The sequence below is a fragment of the Citrobacter sedlakii genome, from assembly GCF_018128425.1.
Taxonomy (GTDB): Bacteria; Pseudomonadota; Gammaproteobacteria; order Enterobacterales; family Enterobacteriaceae; genus Citrobacter_A; species Citrobacter_A sedlakii.
On sequence record NZ_CP071070.1, the window covers coordinates 2734700 to 2750988 of the forward strand.

The window sequence follows — 16289 nt, forward strand, 5'->3', positions numbered from 1 at the left end:
TCCTGTAACTGCACTTTATAATTTTGTATTCGGCATTACTTTTTTTCAGTTTCAATAAGACGCATAGCGCCATAGTCGTTAATGATGAAGGGATAGTAATTACCCGCAGCACGGCTGAGCTGAAAGGTTTTTACCTCGCCAGGCGCCAGCATCCCGCCGTTGCCAATACTGACTTTCCCGTCACGATCCTCAGAAAAGTAAGCGACATTAATAAAATATGGGGTGGGATTATTGGCGGTTACCGTCGTGCCCTGACGCGTCCATTTCACCTGCTGCTGGGCATCACTGGCGGTCATCGCCAGCCCGGACGGTCGATAAAAAAGCTTCAGACGAGAACGAAAAGCCATTTGCAGCATGCTTTTATCCTCGGCGTTTTTCACCTTTGCCGGGATTTCCAGTACATTGAGATAGAAAATAGACTCTTTATCTTTTGGCAAGGTCTCGCCGGTATAACGTATCCGCAATGACTGCCCTTTTCCGGGATCGACGCGGTTAATAGGAGGCGTCAACGTAAAGGGAGCCCTGGCATTATCCGGACGGGAATGACGATCGCCGGAATCTATCCACGACTGGATTAATACCGGTGATTTGCCATTATTGGTCATCTTGATGGAAACTTCTTTATCCTTTTCTGGATACACGACGCGAGTGCCAGCAATAATAACCGCACTGTTTGCGGAAAAGACCACAAGCGTGGAAAACAAGGCAAAGATAAGGGGCAGTAATTTCATTTTCATCGCTCAAGTCCTTTTTTCAGGCGAGCATTACGCTCGCCTGCAGTCATAATGAAAATATCTTTCCGTTATGATTATTCGTAATCGATACTGAAGTTAACCTGGCTTTTCACTGTTCCAGGCGTTGTCGCACCCATTGCGTAATAACGCACGGTGTAAGGCAGGCTGGCTGCGCCGCTGCTCATATCAATGCGTGAAGTGGTCGTGGTCTGGTTGGTGTGGCCCACCTGCAGCGGCAGGTCTGTCACTTTGTCAACCAACTGCAGCTGAACATTGGTCGCGCCATCAGGCACACTTTCGTCAGTGTTCAGCAAGTTAAAGGTAGTCGTGTCAACCGTAGAACCGTTTTCGAAGAATGCCGCCGCCGTTGATGTGCTGGTGACGCCCGTGCAGTTAGCAAGCTGGATATTAAAACCGGTATCCGCCGTTGTCTGACCTTCAGTCTGCAGCAGAGAGGTACTGACTTCCGGCAGAACGACTGTTGCAGGTGAAGCCTGGCCGTCAACGGTGATATCACAGGTAGTGCCAGTCAGTTTACCTTCAAAATAAATCGTACCATCAGCGGCCTGTGCCTGCGTGCCAAATCCTCCAGCAATTAAAGCGGCAGCCAGAAACGTTTTTTTGATGCTCATTGTACAAACTCCATGTATATTAAAATATTCACGCGGAATAAATTGCAGTAGCACGAGTATTAAACCACTTCTATTAATACTCTTTTCTTTGCGAAGGATGATATAAGCCCAGACCACATATCACAGCGGCTGAACGTAGATGTTCCCTAAGTTTTATTAGGCCTTCGACAAATAAATACTAAAGCAGCGAATTATCTCAGTAAAGGTCGATTAAGACTTTAGCTTAAAAATAGGACAAAATTCTTTATTTTGAATTTAAATAAAAATGCAGATTAAGAAATTAGTCTGATAATCAATTTTGAACGCGTTGAACGATAAATCTTTGAAAATGATTTATCTGCACACATTTTAATTGCCAGAAAGAACGCAACACCGCACAAAAAATTAAGAAAAAAATCCTAATATCCCTATTGATGACATGGTCAAGGCGCATTTCTACGTACGAGGAATTTGACCAGGCAAGTTTCCGTTTACTGTCAATAAAAAAGAAACCTATCCCACCCGACAATGTTAACGAAATGATATCAAAAAGTAATGTGTTAGATAATTTTTCACAAATGATGCTTTCAAAAGAAAGTAAATCCACCGTATTGGTGTTTTTGCATACAATTTCAACCCGTTTATGGCACATGCAGACATGAAAAATGCGCATAAAATAAGAATTTTCTTAATGCAGACACAGTCAGTAGATTCAGTGATAGTTAATAAAAGATAATTAATCTACATAATAGTAATCAGTTTGTTAAAAGGCCAACATAAAATTCCCATTAAATTCATATAATTATACGTAAAAGAAATTGGCAGTGTAAATATTTTTCTTTTCGCGTAAAAGTCGAAAAGCTAGTCGCCGCATTGCATTAAACTGTAAATACCCAGAAATCGTTATCTTTTTATGCCAGGATTTTTCCCGCAAAAACAAACATTGATTCTCTATACGTGGTGATTAATCATGCGAATGGAGTAAAGGTAATAAAAGGATATGGCCCCGTTATGGAGAGTAAAATGGGTAAGAAATTGAGCCCTGTCGCTGAACGCTTATGTCATGAGTCAACAATTACTGTTATTACGACTGACCGCTACTTCTTTATGGCGATAAAGCATATCATCCATTCAATGCTGCCAGAGATCCTGAGCGAAAAAGGAGTGCTTTATAACGTCGTACATTGTGAGAGTGTATTTCACATGAACTTTCAGGATATGATTCAAAATGAAGACAGACTGCTTATCGCAGATTACGATGTGCGGCTGATCGGCAATTCCCAGGTGCTTAACTTAATTCAGGGAATGAAAATTTTCGGTTCGATGATGCTTGTTATCCATAAGGAATTGCCTATTGCCGAGGTTGACTGTTGCTTAGCTAAAGGCGCGCCAGTGGCAGAGATCAAAAAAAATTTGCGAGACTTTATTTTGCAAAAACGCGCGCCACAAAATATCAACATCACCAGCAATCAGCTATTGTCGCGTTTCACCCGACGCGAGCATCAGATCATTCGTATGATTCTGAAAGGTAAACGTGTTGACAGCATCGCGAAAGCCCTTAACGTAAGCCCTAAAACCATATATGCGCATCGATCGCGCATCTATCAGAAAGTCGGTGTACGTAACCTGCAGGGACTTTTTCACAATGGAGGCTTGCTCACTTCGCAACACAAGTGAGTTCGGCCGTTGACGCCCCACTCCACGACAACTCTGCTTCCAGCCTCGCCGACTGGACGTGATAGAGGCACTGATTTTTCGTAAAAGAAATGTTAAACCGTTTTTTGCTGTGGTATAACAAAACTGACCGTAACGCCAGCTTACTGGTGATGACGGGCCTGCCTTTCACGCGATTTCGCCTTAAGGCAGATAAAAAGAGACCGAATACGATTCCTGTATTCGGTCCAGGGAAATGGCTCTTGGGAGAGAGCCGTGCGCTAAAAGTTGGCATTAATGCAGGCTAAGTCGCCTTGCCTTATAAGAATAGATGACGACGCCAGGTTTTCCAGTCCATGGCGAAAGTGGTTGGAAAAAACAGGCATCCGTCATGTGCTAAAAAGCAAAAACCGCAAGCGCGTTTCGACGATACTTGCGGTTTTTTATTGGAAATCAGAAAGATATTTTTGGTAATTAGCAGAGTTTTTCGGCGCGTTCGATAAAGGGCGCAAGACTCATTTTTTCCCCTGGCTTTGCCGGATCGTCTATTTGAATAACGTGAATAGGCTGAGCGTTGGTTTTTCCGCTGGCCACCTGCTGCTGCGCCACGTCATTAAGCGGATACTGGACCAGCGTACTCGGATTGATCACAAACAGCGCGTTTCCCGGTCGGCATGTCAGCATCACTTCTTCCCGATTGAACGCCCACTTATCTTTACCCACTTCAAAACGGCTAACGGTAATGACCTGCGGTGCCGCCAGCGCCGCGCCGGAGCTGACCAACAGCAGCAAAGAAAGAATCATTTTTTTCATGAATTTTGCCTGTCCTTCAGAACGGTTCCAGAGTCGCGAACAGACTGACAATCGCCAGAACCGCCGCTCCCATACCCCATTCAATTTTTGTCATCCAGATAAAATACTGATTGATACGGCAATGTCCCAACCGCATCCGTGGTACGAGAACATACCGATTCAGCAACGCGATTGCCACCATTAGCACCACAAGTGCACATTTTAACAAAAGCAACTGACCCCAGCCGCTTCGCCAGGGAAGGGAGAATCCCTGAATAAATACGACATTCGCGATCCCGGTGATCAACACGCCCGCCACAGCGAGATGACCATGTTGCGAGAAACGCATCATGGCGGCGATGGCCTGCTGACGCCAACGGCCTTTTGCCAGGCGCATACAGTAGAGGACTGGCATCAGACCGCCAAACCAGGCCGCAGCACAGAGCAAATGCAGCGCGTGATTGCTCCGCTGTAGCGCGCCTGAAATGCCTGTATGCAGCGTGGCATGGCCGACGCCCGCCAGCAATGCAAACTGGGCAAACGCTAAAATCAGCAGCAGTCGCGGTAAATTTCGCGGAACGAGAAGCGCTGCCACCAGCGTCACAAGGGCGAGAATAATTTGCCATAGCCAGACACCGCCGAACTGGGTTTGCAGAACCGCGCGCCAGATTGACACAGAGAATACATCCTGCCACCCGGAGCCCATCAATCCGCCCTGCACTGCCAGCATCAGCGCCGCTGTCAGAAAACTCGCGCCAGCAGCATACTGTTGCAAACGTAAAAACCGGCAATTCATCAGACGACGAAGCGCCGCCGGCGCCAGCCACGCACCGTAAAGCGCGCTGCCAAATATCAGCATCAGCGCGGTAAAATGAATGAAACGAAGCGTGACCCAGGTGAGCGACAGCATACTTATTTCACGCTAAACGTGTACTGCCCTTTGGTTTTATGGCCATCAACGGACACAACGTGCCAGTTAACCGTATACATCCCCGGCGGCAGTGCGTCATCAAGGGGCACAATCAGTTGCGTTTTATCCTGTTCGTTGCGCCTGGCGGGCCGTGTTTTGATAGCCTCCTGCTTTGGACCGGTAATTGTCACACCGCTGAAACCTTGCTCAATCCCTTCAGAAAAGTTAAGGGTGAGCGCCTGCGGCGCGGCGGTTACATTGGCATTAGCAGCCGGATACTGATGCGTCAGATGCGCATGCGACCAGACTACGGGCGTCGTCAGCATGGCGGTCAGAAACAGGAGCGTACGTGCAGGAGTGACCATATCAACTATTCCTTTTTGTTATGTCTTATCTTCAGAGGATAACCCTCTATAATGTTTGAGTCGAGACGCATCAATTGCGACTTGCCATCGCGGCGGTCTCTTAGTAACTTTTGCGCGCAATACCTAAGGAGAAGACCATGCAAAAAAATCTCGCTCAGCTTGAACAAGCTGAAATGGATAAAGTGAATGTCGATCTGGCGGCCGCTGGCGTGGCGTTTAAAGAACGCTATAACATGCCCGTCGTCGCCGAGGTCGTGGAGCGCGAACAGCCAGAGCATCTGCGCGACTGGTTCCGCGAGCGTCTTATCGCCCACCGTCTGACGTCTGTGACGTTGTCACGTTTACCGTATGAGCCAAAAGTAAAATAACGTTTTGCTTTAAAGTTACATATCCTTACATATTGCCTGCTACAGTATAAGTCTATTCTTAATCTATCATTTAAGAACGATTGTAGACACTATGAAAAGGAAGTCATTATGTCGAACTGGAAAATCGCTGCCGCGCAGTATGAACCCCTAAAAACACCTGTCCGCGAACGCGTTGCTCAGCATCTCGCCTTTATCGAAGCGGCGGCCCAACAACACTGCAATTTGCTGGTCTTTCCATCCCTTTCATTGTCCGGCTGCGCTGACGACCGAAAGGCGTTACCTGCGCCGCCGGATGCCAGTCTGCTCCAACCGCTGTCCTGGGCCGCAGCGCATCATCGTATGACAATCATTGCCGGCTTGCCCGTGGAGCATAATGAGCGCTTTGTCAAAGGCATGGTCGTTTTTGCGCCGTGGATGACCGCGGCGCGTACCTATCATCACAGTCTTGGCGCTTGCCTTGGCAACGATCTTAAAACGATACGCGTGGTGGATGATCAACCGGAAGGCATGGATCTGGACCCGGCGTTTTCACTGTTCACCACCAGCCAGAGCGTCGGCGAGCCAGAATTACTCTCCTCAACGTCACGGTTGCAAAACTTTTCTCATAAATTTTCGATTGCCGTACTGATGGCCAATGCGCGTGGCAACAGCGCATTATGGGATGAAAGTGGTCGACTTATCGTTCGCGCTGACCGCGGTCCGCTGTTATTAACGGGACAGCGCACCCCACGGGGTTGGCAAGGTGATATCATTCCATTACGCTAGTCGTTTTCGGTCAGGAGTGTTACATGCTACGCATCATCGATACAGAAACCTGTGGCTTACAGGGCGGGATTGTCGAGATCGCCTCTGTCGACGTAATCGATGGTCAGATCGTCAACCCGATGAGCCACCTGGTGCGTCCTGACCGCCCTATTTCCCCTCAGGCGATGGCGATCCACCGTATTACCGAAGCGATGGTGGCCGATAAGCCCTGGATTGAAGAGATTATTCCGCACTATTACGGAAGCGAGTGGTACGTTGCGCATAACGCCAGCTTCGACCGCCGCGTGCTCCCGGATATGCCGGGTGAGTGGATTTGCACCATGAAGCTGTCGCGTCGGCTGTGGCCCGGCATCAAATACAGCAATATGGCGCTGTATAAATCCCGTAAGCTGAACGTGCAAACCCCGGCCGGCCTGCACCACCACCGCGCATTATATGATTGCTATATTACTGCAGCCTTGCTGATCGATATCATGAACACTTCAGGCTGGACGCCAGAGCAGATGGTCGAGATTACCGGACGTCCGGCGCTGCTCACCACCTTCACCTTTGGCAAATACCGCGGTAAACCGGTGTCTGAGATCGCAGAGCGCGATCCGGGCTATCTGCGCTGGCTGTTTAATAATCTCGACAGCATGAGCCCGGAGCTGCGCTTAACATTAAAGCACTATCTGGAAAACGCTTAATGCTCGCCTTGCCCCGGTAACGTCCCCTGGGCCAGGCCAATCAGAAAAGCGAATTCCAGCGCAACGCCTTCATACGATTTAAAGCGACCTGACTTCCCGCCGTGTCCCGAATCCATGTCAGTGCAGAGCAGCAACAAGCGATCGTCGGTTTTCAACTCGCGCAGTTTTGCCACCCATTTCGCCGGCTCCCAGTATTGCACCTGCGAGTCATGTAACCCGGTCGTGACCAGCATGTGAGGGTAAGCCTGTGCGGTGACGTTATCGTAAGGGCTGTAGCTTTTCATATACGCGTAATACTGAGGATCTTTCGGGTTTCCCCACTCCTCAAATTCCCCGGTCGTCAGCGGGATCGACTCATCCAGCATCGTCGTGACCACATCAACAAAAGGCACCTGGGCAATCACACCATGAAAAAGCTCGGGACGTTCGTTAATGGCAACCCCCATCAGCATACCACCGGCGCTGCCGCCCATAGCGTAACAGTGCGAAGGCGAGCCAAAACCCAACGCGAGCAGCGCGTCGCACGCATCAAGATAATCATTGAACGTATTGCGCTTCTTAAGAAATTTACCGTCTTCGTACCACTGCTGTCCCAACTCACCGCCGCCTCGCACATGGACAATGGCGTAGACGAAGCCGCGATCCAGCAGGCTTAAGCGGCTACTGCTGAAATCGGCATCCATACAGGAGCCATACGACCCGTAGCCGTAGACCAGCAGCGGATTTTGCCCCTTACGAAAATACTTTTGGTTATAGACCAACGATACCGGCACTTCGACGCCGTCGCGCGCGGTTATCCACACGTGCTCGCTTCGGTAGTTTGCGGCGTCGAAACCGGGCACTTCCGTTTGCTTAATCACCCGACGCTCACCGGTATCCATGTCCAGTTCAAACAGCGTGTCGGGCGTGGTCATGGAAGAGTAGCCGTAACGCAGCCGTGAGGTTTCCGGCTCCGGATTATAAGCAAGCCAGGTGACATAAGCCGGATCATCAAAGGCGATGCCTATAACTTCTCGCGTTTTACGGTTAATTTGCCGCAGGCTGGTCAGTCCGCGCTGCCGCTCTTCCACAACCAGCCAGTCAGTAAACAGGGTAAAGCCTTCCAGCATGATAGCGTCCCGCGGTGGGATCAGCGTTTCCCATTTTTTTTCGTCACGGACACGAGTGCGATACAGACCGAAGTTTTTGCCGTCACGGTTCGAACGCAGGTAGAACTTGTGCTGGTAATGATCAAGGCTGTACTCGTGATCTTTACGACGCGGCAAAAAGACGAACGGTTCAGCGTCGGCCAACTCGGCATCCAGCAGCCGCACTTCGCTGGTCGTCGCGCTACCAAGATGGATCACAATGTAATGCTGCGAGGTTGTTTTATGCAGGCTGACGTAAAACGTATCGTCTTTTTCTTCGTAGATCAGTTCGTCGTGATTCGACGGCGTGCCAACGGTATGGCGCCAGACCTGATAAGGCAACAGCGTTGTGGCATGCTTGCGCACATAATAGAAGGTCAGAGAATCATTCGCCCAGACAAACTCGGGGGCGACGTTATCGAGCATTTCCGGATACCAGTTGCCGCTGTCAAGATTACGGAAACGAATCCCGTACTGACGGCGGGACAGGTAATCTTCCGCTATCGCCATAATCGAGTTGTCAGGAGTAATAGCCAGCCCGCCAAGGGTGTAAAACTCGCTATGCGCCGCCCGTTTGTTGCCGTCAAGTAGCGCGACCCATTCATCCCATTCTTCACTGAGCGCCGACTGACGCTGATAAATGGCGTACTCGCAGCCCGGTTCGTAAATATGGCGATAGCGATAACCGTTCTTCACATAAGGCGCGGAGACTTCGCGCGGGGGAATGCGATCGATAATTTCTTTCAGTACGCGGTCCTGCAATGCCTGCTGGGTGGACATGACCTGATGCCCGTAGGCGTTTTCCTGGCGCAGGTAGTCAAGGACTTCCGGCTGCGAGCGGCTATCGTCCCGCAGCCAGTAATAATTATCGATGCGTGTATCGCCATGGACCGTCATGGCGTAGGGAATACGATTGGCTTTCGGCAGCATGTCACTGTTCTTTCGTGATTATACATCCTCTAAGGGTGGCAAAACTCACGAATGATGCAAGCGAAACATGCTGCATTCAGCGGTTAGCCGGGTAACGCCAGCTTTTGCTGTTTGAGATCCTGTTCAATACCTTCGCGGACATCCTGCGGGATTTTCAACGCATCGCCCAGCGCGTTAAGGTAGCTGCGCTCCATAAAGTGATCAATATCAATGGCCGCACAGCTCAGGAAGTAAACCTCAAGCGCTTCTTCTTCGTTGCGAACGCCCTCGGCCAGACGCTGCGGATCGAGCGGTTGCTCAATGGCCTTCTCGATGAACACGCGCCCCTGCTCTTCCACGCCCGCTTCACGCAACTGCTGCTCGATAGCGGCGCGCTCTTTCGCATCAATATGACCATCGCTTTTTGCAGCGAAAACCAGCGCCAGGATCAAACGCTCGGTGCGCACATCCAGCGGCGAACTCTGCGCGCCAAATTGCGGCTCGTCCTGATGGGCGGCACGCACTCTGTCTTTGTACTTGTTCCATAATACTGTGCCAGCAATCGCGCCACCGCCCGCGAGCAGCGCGCCAGTGCCATATTTGCTGAGTAATTTACGGGAAGATTTATTTGCGACCAGTAAACCTGCCAGGCCACCCAGCGCGCCGGGAACCAACAGTTTACTTAATCCTTGCTGACCGGAAGAGGAAGACGACGAAGACGCTCCGCTCTGTCCGAGCAAAGATTGTAATTGATTTAGCCAGTTAGCCATTTTTGCCCCTCAAGTACTGACAATGAATCTTCAAATCGTACCCGAGGGGATGTCAGGAAATGTATTTTCCTGCAAAAGATGCGCAAATTATGACGTTACTGCGGCTGATACTCCGCCTTGCCGGCTTTGCAATCGACGCTGACGTTATAGTGTATATCCGCGCTTTTTCCGCGTACGGTCAGCGGCACCTGCCATTTTCCATCCTGGCCGGTAATTTCTTTCGGGTTAACCCAGGCAACAGGATCGGCCTGACCAACATGCTTTTGATCGTCAGGCCAGCGCGCAATACGATTTTGTTGATAATCGCGCTTAACGCTCGCCGCAATGCCCGCGGCATCCAGCCCTTCACACTGAGGAAATTTGACCGTTTTGCTGTCTGTACTGGCTGCATACGCCGATGCGCTGGCAACCAGCAGCAAGCTCAGCAGCACGCCCGTTTTGTTCATGTTTTTCTCCATAGCCCATTGCGTTGACTCAGAAAAAAGCATGGTACAAAACGGCAGGAGCGCAAGTCAGACTCAGGCGGCCTGGGTGTCGTCTTCCGCGGACTCAACCACCTGCGGCGATGGCAATTTGCCGGTTCTGAGAATAGTGCTCAGGACATCTTTCTGTTCTGCCAGCCACAGGGAAAGCGCTTCACGCTGTTCGTCTTCCAGCGCTAACGGCGACTGTTCAAGCCAGGTGTCAAGCAGATCCGCCGTGTCCAGCATCTTGTCATACGCATCGGCTTCCTTTTTGCTGGTAAATGACATTTTTTCCTCACCTTCACGAATGACTACGTATTTAACTTCAACCGCCATTTTGCAGCCTCTCAATATTACTGTATTTATATACAGTATATTCCATTTGCGGCCTGAAATCAACCTGGTAATAAAGACAGACGCAAACGTTTTCGTATATACTGCGGCCAATTTTATCGGGGGATATTTGTATGACGTTATTAGGTACAGCGCTGCGTCCGGCAGCCACTCGGGTGATGTTGTTAGGTTCCGGCGAGCTGGGTAAAGAAGTGGCGATAGAGTGCCAGCGCCTCGGCATTGAGGTTATCGCGGTCGATCGCTATGCCGACGCGCCAGCGATGCATGTCGCGCACCGTTCCCACGTCATCAATATGCTGGACGGGAACGCCCTGCGACGTGTGGTTGAACAGGAGAAACCGCATTTTATCGTACCGGAAATCGAAGCTATCGCCACTGACATGCTGGTACAACTGGAGCAGGAGGGTCTGAACGTTGTCCCCTGCGCCCGCGCGACACAACTGACGATGAACCGTGAAGGTATTCGCCGCCTGGCGGCGGAGGCGCTGGCGCTGCCCACGTCCCCTTTCCGTTTTGCCGACAGCGAAGCCAGCTTTCGTGAGGCCGTCAGCGAAATTGGCTATCCCTGCATTGTGAAACCGGTGATGAGCTCCTCCGGCAAAGGACAAAGTTTTATCCGTTCCGATGAACAATTAGCCCAGGCCTGGGCGTATGCGCAGCAAGGCGGTCGCGCGGGGGCCGGGCGAGTGATAGTGGAAGGCGTGGTGAATTTCGACTTCGAAATTACCCTGTTGACCGTTAGCGCCGTCGACGGCGTGCATTTCTGCGCGCCGGTGGGCCATCGTCAGGAAGATGGCGACTACCGTGAATCCTGGCAGCCGCAGCAGATGAGCGCGCTGGCGCTCGAACGCGCCCAGGAGATTGCACGTAAAGTGGTGCTGGCATTAGGCGGCCACGGGCTGTTTGGCGTTGAGCTGTTTGTCTGCGGCGATGAGGTCATTTTTAGCGAAGTTTCCCCTCGTCCACACGACACCGGAATGGTGACACTGATTTCGCAGGATCTGTCCGAGTTTGCCCTTCACGTACGCGCCTTTCTCGGTCTGCCGGTGGGCGCTATCCGCCAGTACGGGCCGTCAGCTTCAGCGGTGATTTTACCGTCATTGTCCAGCCAGAACGTCACGTTTGACCAGGTGCAGAATGCGGTTGGCGCAGGCCTGCAGATGCGCTTATTCGGTAAGCCGGAAATCGATGGAACCCGTCGTCTGGGGGTCGTCCTGGCGACAGGAGAAAACGTTGACGCGGCAGTGATGAGCGCAAAAGACGCGGCCCGTCAGGTGATTGTCAAAGGTCGAATCGCCATCAGGCCTACAGCCGCGCGTAGGCCTGATAAACGACATAACCGCTAATTACTGCTTCGCGCCTTCTACTGCTTCGCGCGCCAGGCGGGTAATACGGTCGTAGTCACCCGCTTCCAGCGCATCGTTCGGCACCAGCCAGGAACCGCCGATACACAGCACGCTTTTCAGCGCCAGGTAATCACGGTAGTTGGCCGGAGAAATGCCGCCGGTCGGGCAGAAACGTACCTGTGAGAACGGACCCGCAATCGCCTGCAGCGCTTTGGTGCCGCCGTTGGCTTCCGCCGGGAAGAATTTAAACTCTTTCAGGCCGTAGTCCATTCCCAGCATCAGTTCAGAAACCGTGCTGATCCCCGGAATAAGCGGGATCGTACCTTCCGTTGCCGCTTTCAGTAACGGCTCGGTCAGACCCGGGCTGATGGCGAACTGCGCGCCGGCAGCAGTGACGTCCGCCAGTTGCTGCGGGTTGAGAACGGTACCCGCGCCGACAATGGCTTCCGGCACCTCTTTGGCGATAGCGCGGATAGCATCCATCGCACAGGCGGTACGTAACGTGACTTCCAGTACGCGCACACCACCGGCAACTAACGCTTTTGCCATCGGCACAGCGTGTTCCAGTTTATTCACCACGATCACCGGGACAACCGGGCCGGTGGTCAGGATTGCTTCTGCACTTGTTTTCCAGTTTTTCATCAGAGTTTTTCTCTCGCCTGATTACAAAATGAGTCTTAAAAAGTGATACAGGTTGCGCCCTGCTCCGCGCCGGAAAGTTTTTCACGCAGCGCGCTAAACATCTCACGACCGGTACCGATACGCGAAGCGCTCAGATCCGGAATGTGAGGCTGGCGGGCGGCAAGTTCCGCGTCATCAACCAGCAGCGTTAATTCCCCTGTCTGTCCGTTCACCCGAATAAGGTCGCCATCGCGCACTTTCGCCAGCAGGCCGCCGTCGTAGGCTTCCGGGGTAACATGGATGGCTGAAGGCACTTTACCTGAAGCACCCGAAAGCCGTCCATCGGTAACTAACGCAATTTTGAAACAGCGGTCCAATAATACACCAAGTGGCGGCATGAGTTTATGTAATTCTGGCATTCCGTTCGCCTTTGGTCCCTGATGACGGACAACCACGACGCAATCTTTGTCCAGCAGACCTGCTTCAAAGGCCGGTAAAACGTCATGTTGGCTTTCGAAGACCACGGCGGGGGCTTCGATAATCTGATTCTCAACCGGCACCGCAGACGTTTTCATGACTGCGCGACCCAGATTCCCGCTCAGTACCTTCGTTCCACCGTGATGGGAAAACGGTTGATCAAAAGCGGCAATGACATTGTTGTCCAGTGATTTCTGTGCGCCATCACGCCAGTCAAGCTCGCCGTTATTCAGCCACGGTTCCAGGGTGTAGCGCTTCAGACCGAAGCCCGCCACGGTATTGACGTCTTCATGCAGCAGGCCCGCATTCAGCAGTTCGCGCATCAGCACCGGTACGCCACCCGCCGCCTGGAAGTGGTTAATGTCTGCCGGACCGTTCGGGTACAGGCGTGCCATCAGCGGCACGACGTCCGACAGATCCGAGAAGTCATCCCAGTTAATCTGAATGCCCGCCGCACGCGCCATTGCCACCAGGTGCATTGTGTGGTTGGTGGAACCTCCGGTTGCCAGCAGCGCGACAATCCCGTTTACCACCACTTTTTCATCGATCATTTTACCGATCGGCATCCAGTCGTTGCCGTTGCCAGTCAGACGCGTCACCTGACGCGCCGCCGCCACGGTCAGCGCTTCACGCAGCGGCGCATCCGGATGCACAAAAGAGGATCCCGGCAGCTGCATGCCCATAAATTCCACCACCATCTGGTTGGTGTTGGCCGTTCCGTAGAAGGTACAGGTGCCTGGCGCATGGTAAGAGGCCGCTTCCGACTCCAGCAGCGCCATCCGATCCACTTTCCCTTCAGCGTACAGCTGACGAATACGCACCTTTTCTTTATTCGCTAAACCACTGGCCATCGGGCCTGATGGGATAAAGATTGACGGCAGGTGACCAAACGACAGCGCAGCCATCACCAGACCCGGCACAATTTTGTCGCACACGCCGAGGAACAGCGCACCGTCAAACATGTTGTGCGACAGTCCAACCGCCGCCGACATCGCGATCACTTCACGGCTCAGCAGGGAAAGTTCCATACCGTCCTGCCCCTGCGTTACGCCATCACACATTGCCGGAACGCCGCCCGCCACCTGTCCGACCGCATTCGCCGAGTGCAGCGCTTTACGAATAATATCCGGATAGTGTTCATAAGGCTGATGCGCCGAGAGCATGTCGTTGTATGAGGTGATGATCGCGATATTGTTACGCAACATGCTTTTCAGGGAGGCTTTATCTTCCGGCTGGCAGGCGGCAAAGCCATGCGCCAGGTTGCCGCACGCCAGCTGCGAGCGGTGAACGGTTGAAGATTTGGCCTGCTCGATACGAGCGAGGTAGGCAGAACGGGTCTCGCGAGAACGTTCAATAATGCGCTGTGTTACGCGTAACAAATTCGGATTCATAACGGCTCCTGAAATTTATTTGTCAGAGCGACCGGTTTAGCAACATTCATCAATGGGTCCCGGGACCCGGAAAACGCTGGCAAGCAGTAGCTCAGGGGCAAAATCGTTTCAGGCAGTGTAATAAAAAAAGCCCCGCGGGTGAATCCACGCGAGGCTTAAAAGTGCAAAAATTGTTCTACAATCTGTGTTAGATCATGTTACCGGTAAAATAACACCTTAGTAGCAGGGACGCTTTTACTCGAATTCATTCCAGGAACGCCCGTCGCGGGTGATCATCGCCACCGAGGCGACAGGTCCCCAGGTCCCGGCCTGATACGGTTTCGGCGCGTCATTGTCCATTGCCCATGCTTCGGTAATTGAGTCCACCCACTTCCATGCTTCTTCCACTTCGTCGCGACGCACGAACAGCGCCTGAATGCCGCGCATGGTTTCCAGCAGCAACCGCTCGTAAGCGTCCGCCAGATGCGTCTGATTGAAGGTTTCGGAGTAGCTCAGATCGAGCTTGGTAATTTGCAGGTTGTGCTTGTGATCGAGGCCCGGCACCTTGTTCAATACCTGAATATCCACCCCTTCATCCGGCTGCAGACGGATGGTCAGTTTGTTCTGAGGCAGATCCTGCCATGACTCTTTGAACAGGTTGAGTTCAGGCGTCTTGAAGTACACCACCACCTCGGAGCATTTGGTGGGCAAACGCTTGCCGGTACGCAGGTAGAACGGCACGCCCGCCCAGCGCCAGTTGTCGATGTCCACGCGAATCGCCACGAACGTTTCAGTGTTACTGCTCTTGTTCGCGCCTTCTTCTTCCAGATAACCCGGTACTTTTTTACCCTGGGCAAAGCCGGTGGTGTACTGGCCGCGGACCGTTTTTTCACGCACGTTGGAACGATCAATGCGTCGCAGCGACTTTAACACCTTCACTTTTTCGTCACGAATACTGTCCGCGGTGAGATCGGACGGCGGAGACATCGCAATCATGCACAGGATTTGCAACAGATGGTTCTGGATCATATCGCGCATCTGGCCTGCCTGGTCAAAGTAGCCCCAGCGGCCTTCGATCCCCACTTCCTCGGCAACGGTAATTTCCACATGATCAATCGTGCGGTTATCCCAGTTGTTGACGAACAGCGAGTTGGCAAAACGCAACGCCAGCAGGTTTAAAACCGTCTCTTTCCCCAGATAGTGGTCAATACGGTAAACCTGGCACTCTTCAAAATACTCGCCAACCTGATCGTTGATCTCGCGCGATGTCGCCAGCGATGTTCCCAGCGGTTTTTCCATCACCACGCGCGCCGGTTTGGCATTCAGTTTGGCTTCGCCCAGACCTTTGCAAATCGCGCCAAAGGTGCTTGGCGGCATAGCGAAGTAGTTAATGGTGGTACGATTTTTCTGATCCAGCATGTCGCCCAGACGGGTAAACGCCGCGGTGTCATTGACGTCCAGATTGCAAAAATCCAGACGACCGCTCAGGGTGTCCCATAAACTTTCGTCGATCTTCTCTTTCATGAAGGTTTCGAGGGCTTCACGAACAACCCGGGTATAGGCCTCTTTATCCCAGTCCGCGCGCCCTACCCCGATAATGCGGGTCTCCGGGTTGATCTGACCGGCTTTTTCCAACTGATACAGGGAAGGCAGCAATTTACGACGCGCAAGGTCGCCTTTCGCGCCGAAAATGACCAGGTCACAGGCCTGGGCTGTTTGCGTTACCGCCATGTCATTCTCCTTAGTTAGCTATCCTGGTGCGTTGCCAGGCATTACTTGTAATTTTATTACAGTGCACTGTACTGCTTTTACGTGAATCCTGAAACCGTAAACGGTTAACCACCCGTGCGGTTGGCGATCGTCGCGCCGTTTTGTTGTTGAGTGGCGCGATCGTGTAAAAAGGGGTGTCGTTTTTGTAAGCATGACATCAGGACAAAATAAGATGCTGATCATGTTATGAAAAAAAA

17 protein-coding genes are annotated in these 16289 nt (G+C 52.1%); 5 read left to right on the forward strand and 12 right to left on the reverse strand.

Annotated features, from left to right (window positions below; all coding sequences use genetic code 11):
* Positions 1 to 35 precede the first annotated feature (35 nt).
* Complete coding sequence (locus JY391_RS13110; protein WP_229264050.1) at positions 36 to 737, reverse strand: fimbrial biogenesis chaperone; 702 nt, start codon at positions 735 to 737, stop codon at positions 36 to 38.
* A 71-nt stretch (positions 738 to 808) separates the two neighbouring features.
* Entirely contained in the window at positions 809 to 1366 is a 558-nt protein-coding gene (locus JY391_RS13115; RefSeq protein ID WP_229264051.1) for a fimbrial protein, read from the reverse strand.
* 1002 nt (positions 1367 to 2368) lie between these two features.
* Between JY391_RS13115 and JY391_RS13120 the strand changes: the two genes are divergently transcribed.
* Positions 2369 to 3022, forward strand: coding sequence for a helix-turn-helix transcriptional regulator (locus tag JY391_RS13120; RefSeq protein WP_042287837.1), 654 nt, complete (start codon positions 2369 to 2371; stop codon positions 3020 to 3022).
* A 450-nt stretch (positions 3023 to 3472) separates the two neighbouring features.
* On the opposite strand, the gene JY391_RS13125 is transcribed toward JY391_RS13120, so the two are convergent.
* Genes JY391_RS13125 through yobA form a run of 3 tightly spaced genes read right to left on the reverse strand, consistent with a single transcriptional unit; the run spans position 3473 to position 5065 of the window.
* Complete coding sequence (locus JY391_RS13125; protein ID WP_211934429.1) at positions 3473 to 3811, reverse strand: YebY family protein; 339 nt, start codon at positions 3809 to 3811, stop codon at positions 3473 to 3475.
* Positions 3812 to 3827: 16 nt separating this feature from the next.
* The gene (gene copD / locus JY391_RS13130; RefSeq protein ID WP_211934430.1) at positions 3828 to 4700 is read right to left on the reverse strand and encodes a copper homeostasis membrane protein CopD; all 873 of its coding nucleotides are present in this window, start codon (positions 4698 to 4700) and stop codon (positions 3828 to 3830) included.
* A gap of 2 nt (positions 4701 to 4702) precedes the next feature.
* Entirely contained in the window at positions 4703 to 5065 is a 363-nt protein-coding gene (gene yobA / locus JY391_RS13135; protein WP_211934431.1) for a CopC domain-containing protein YobA, read from the reverse strand.
* Positions 5066 to 5202: 137 nt separating this feature from the next.
* Between yobA and JY391_RS13140 the strand changes: the two genes are divergently transcribed.
* The 3 genes from JY391_RS13140 (at position 5203) to exoX (ending at position 6884) form a co-directional block, all read left to right on the forward strand.
* Entirely contained in the window at positions 5203 to 5433 is a 231-nt protein-coding gene (locus JY391_RS13140; protein ID WP_042287849.1) for a DNA polymerase III subunit theta, read from the forward strand.
* A gap of 108 nt (positions 5434 to 5541) precedes the next feature.
* On the forward strand, positions 5542 to 6198 hold the full coding sequence (locus JY391_RS13145; RefSeq protein WP_211934432.1) for a carbon-nitrogen hydrolase family protein: 657 nt from the start codon (positions 5542 to 5544) through the stop codon (positions 6196 to 6198).
* Between the two features lie 23 nt (positions 6199 to 6221).
* Positions 6222 to 6884: an exodeoxyribonuclease X gene (exoX, locus tag JY391_RS13150; RefSeq protein WP_211934433.1), complete on the forward strand. Its 663-nt coding sequence runs from the start codon at positions 6222 to 6224 to the stop codon at positions 6882 to 6884.
* Here the strand turns inward: exoX and ptrB are convergent.
* The 4 genes from ptrB to yebG all read right to left on the reverse strand — a co-directional run bounded on the left by ptrB (position 6881) and on the right by yebG (position 10490).
* Positions 6881 to 8941, reverse strand: a complete 2061-nt coding sequence (ptrB, locus tag JY391_RS13155; RefSeq protein ID WP_211934434.1) for an oligopeptidase B — start codon at positions 8939 to 8941, stop codon at positions 6881 to 6883. The two genes, exoX and ptrB, sit on opposite strands and share 4 nt — an antisense overlap.
* A gap of 83 nt (positions 8942 to 9024) precedes the next feature.
* Positions 9025 to 9690 (reverse strand): tellurite resistance TerB family protein, encoded by a 666-nt coding sequence (locus JY391_RS13160; RefSeq protein WP_042287858.1) that lies wholly within the window; start codon positions 9688 to 9690, stop codon positions 9025 to 9027.
* 95 nt (positions 9691 to 9785) lie between these two features.
* Complete coding sequence (gene yebF / locus JY391_RS13165) at positions 9786 to 10136, reverse strand: protein YebF (protein ID WP_211934435.1); 351 nt, start codon at positions 10134 to 10136, stop codon at positions 9786 to 9788.
* Positions 10137 to 10208: 72 nt separating this feature from the next.
* Positions 10209 to 10490, reverse strand: coding sequence for a DNA damage-inducible protein YebG (gene yebG / locus JY391_RS13170; RefSeq protein ID WP_042287862.1), 282 nt, complete (start codon positions 10488 to 10490; stop codon positions 10209 to 10211).
* A gap of 131 nt (positions 10491 to 10621) precedes the next feature.
* Here yebG and purT point away from each other — a divergent pair, with 131 nt between their 5' ends.
* Positions 10622 to 11854, forward strand: a complete 1233-nt coding sequence (gene purT / locus JY391_RS13175; protein WP_211934436.1) for a formate-dependent phosphoribosylglycinamide formyltransferase — start codon at positions 10622 to 10624, stop codon at positions 11852 to 11854.
* On the opposite strand, the gene kdgA is transcribed toward purT, so the two are convergent.
* The 3 genes from kdgA to zwf form a co-directional block, all read right to left on the reverse strand.
* The gene (gene kdgA, locus JY391_RS13180; protein ID WP_042287867.1) at positions 11855 to 12496 is read right to left on the reverse strand and encodes a bifunctional 4-hydroxy-2-oxoglutarate aldolase/2-dehydro-3-deoxy-phosphogluconate aldolase; all 642 of its coding nucleotides are present in this window, start codon (positions 12494 to 12496) and stop codon (positions 11855 to 11857) included. It abuts the gene before it with no gap.
* 35 nt (positions 12497 to 12531) lie between these two features.
* Positions 12532 to 14343 (reverse strand): phosphogluconate dehydratase, encoded by a 1812-nt coding sequence (gene edd, locus JY391_RS13185; protein WP_042287869.1) that lies wholly within the window; start codon positions 14341 to 14343, stop codon positions 12532 to 12534.
* 234 nt (positions 14344 to 14577) lie between these two features.
* The gene (gene zwf / locus JY391_RS13190) at positions 14578 to 16053 is read right to left on the reverse strand and encodes a glucose-6-phosphate dehydrogenase (RefSeq protein WP_060569584.1); all 1476 of its coding nucleotides are present in this window, start codon (positions 16051 to 16053) and stop codon (positions 14578 to 14580) included.
* Positions 16054 to 16289 lie beyond the last annotated feature (236 nt).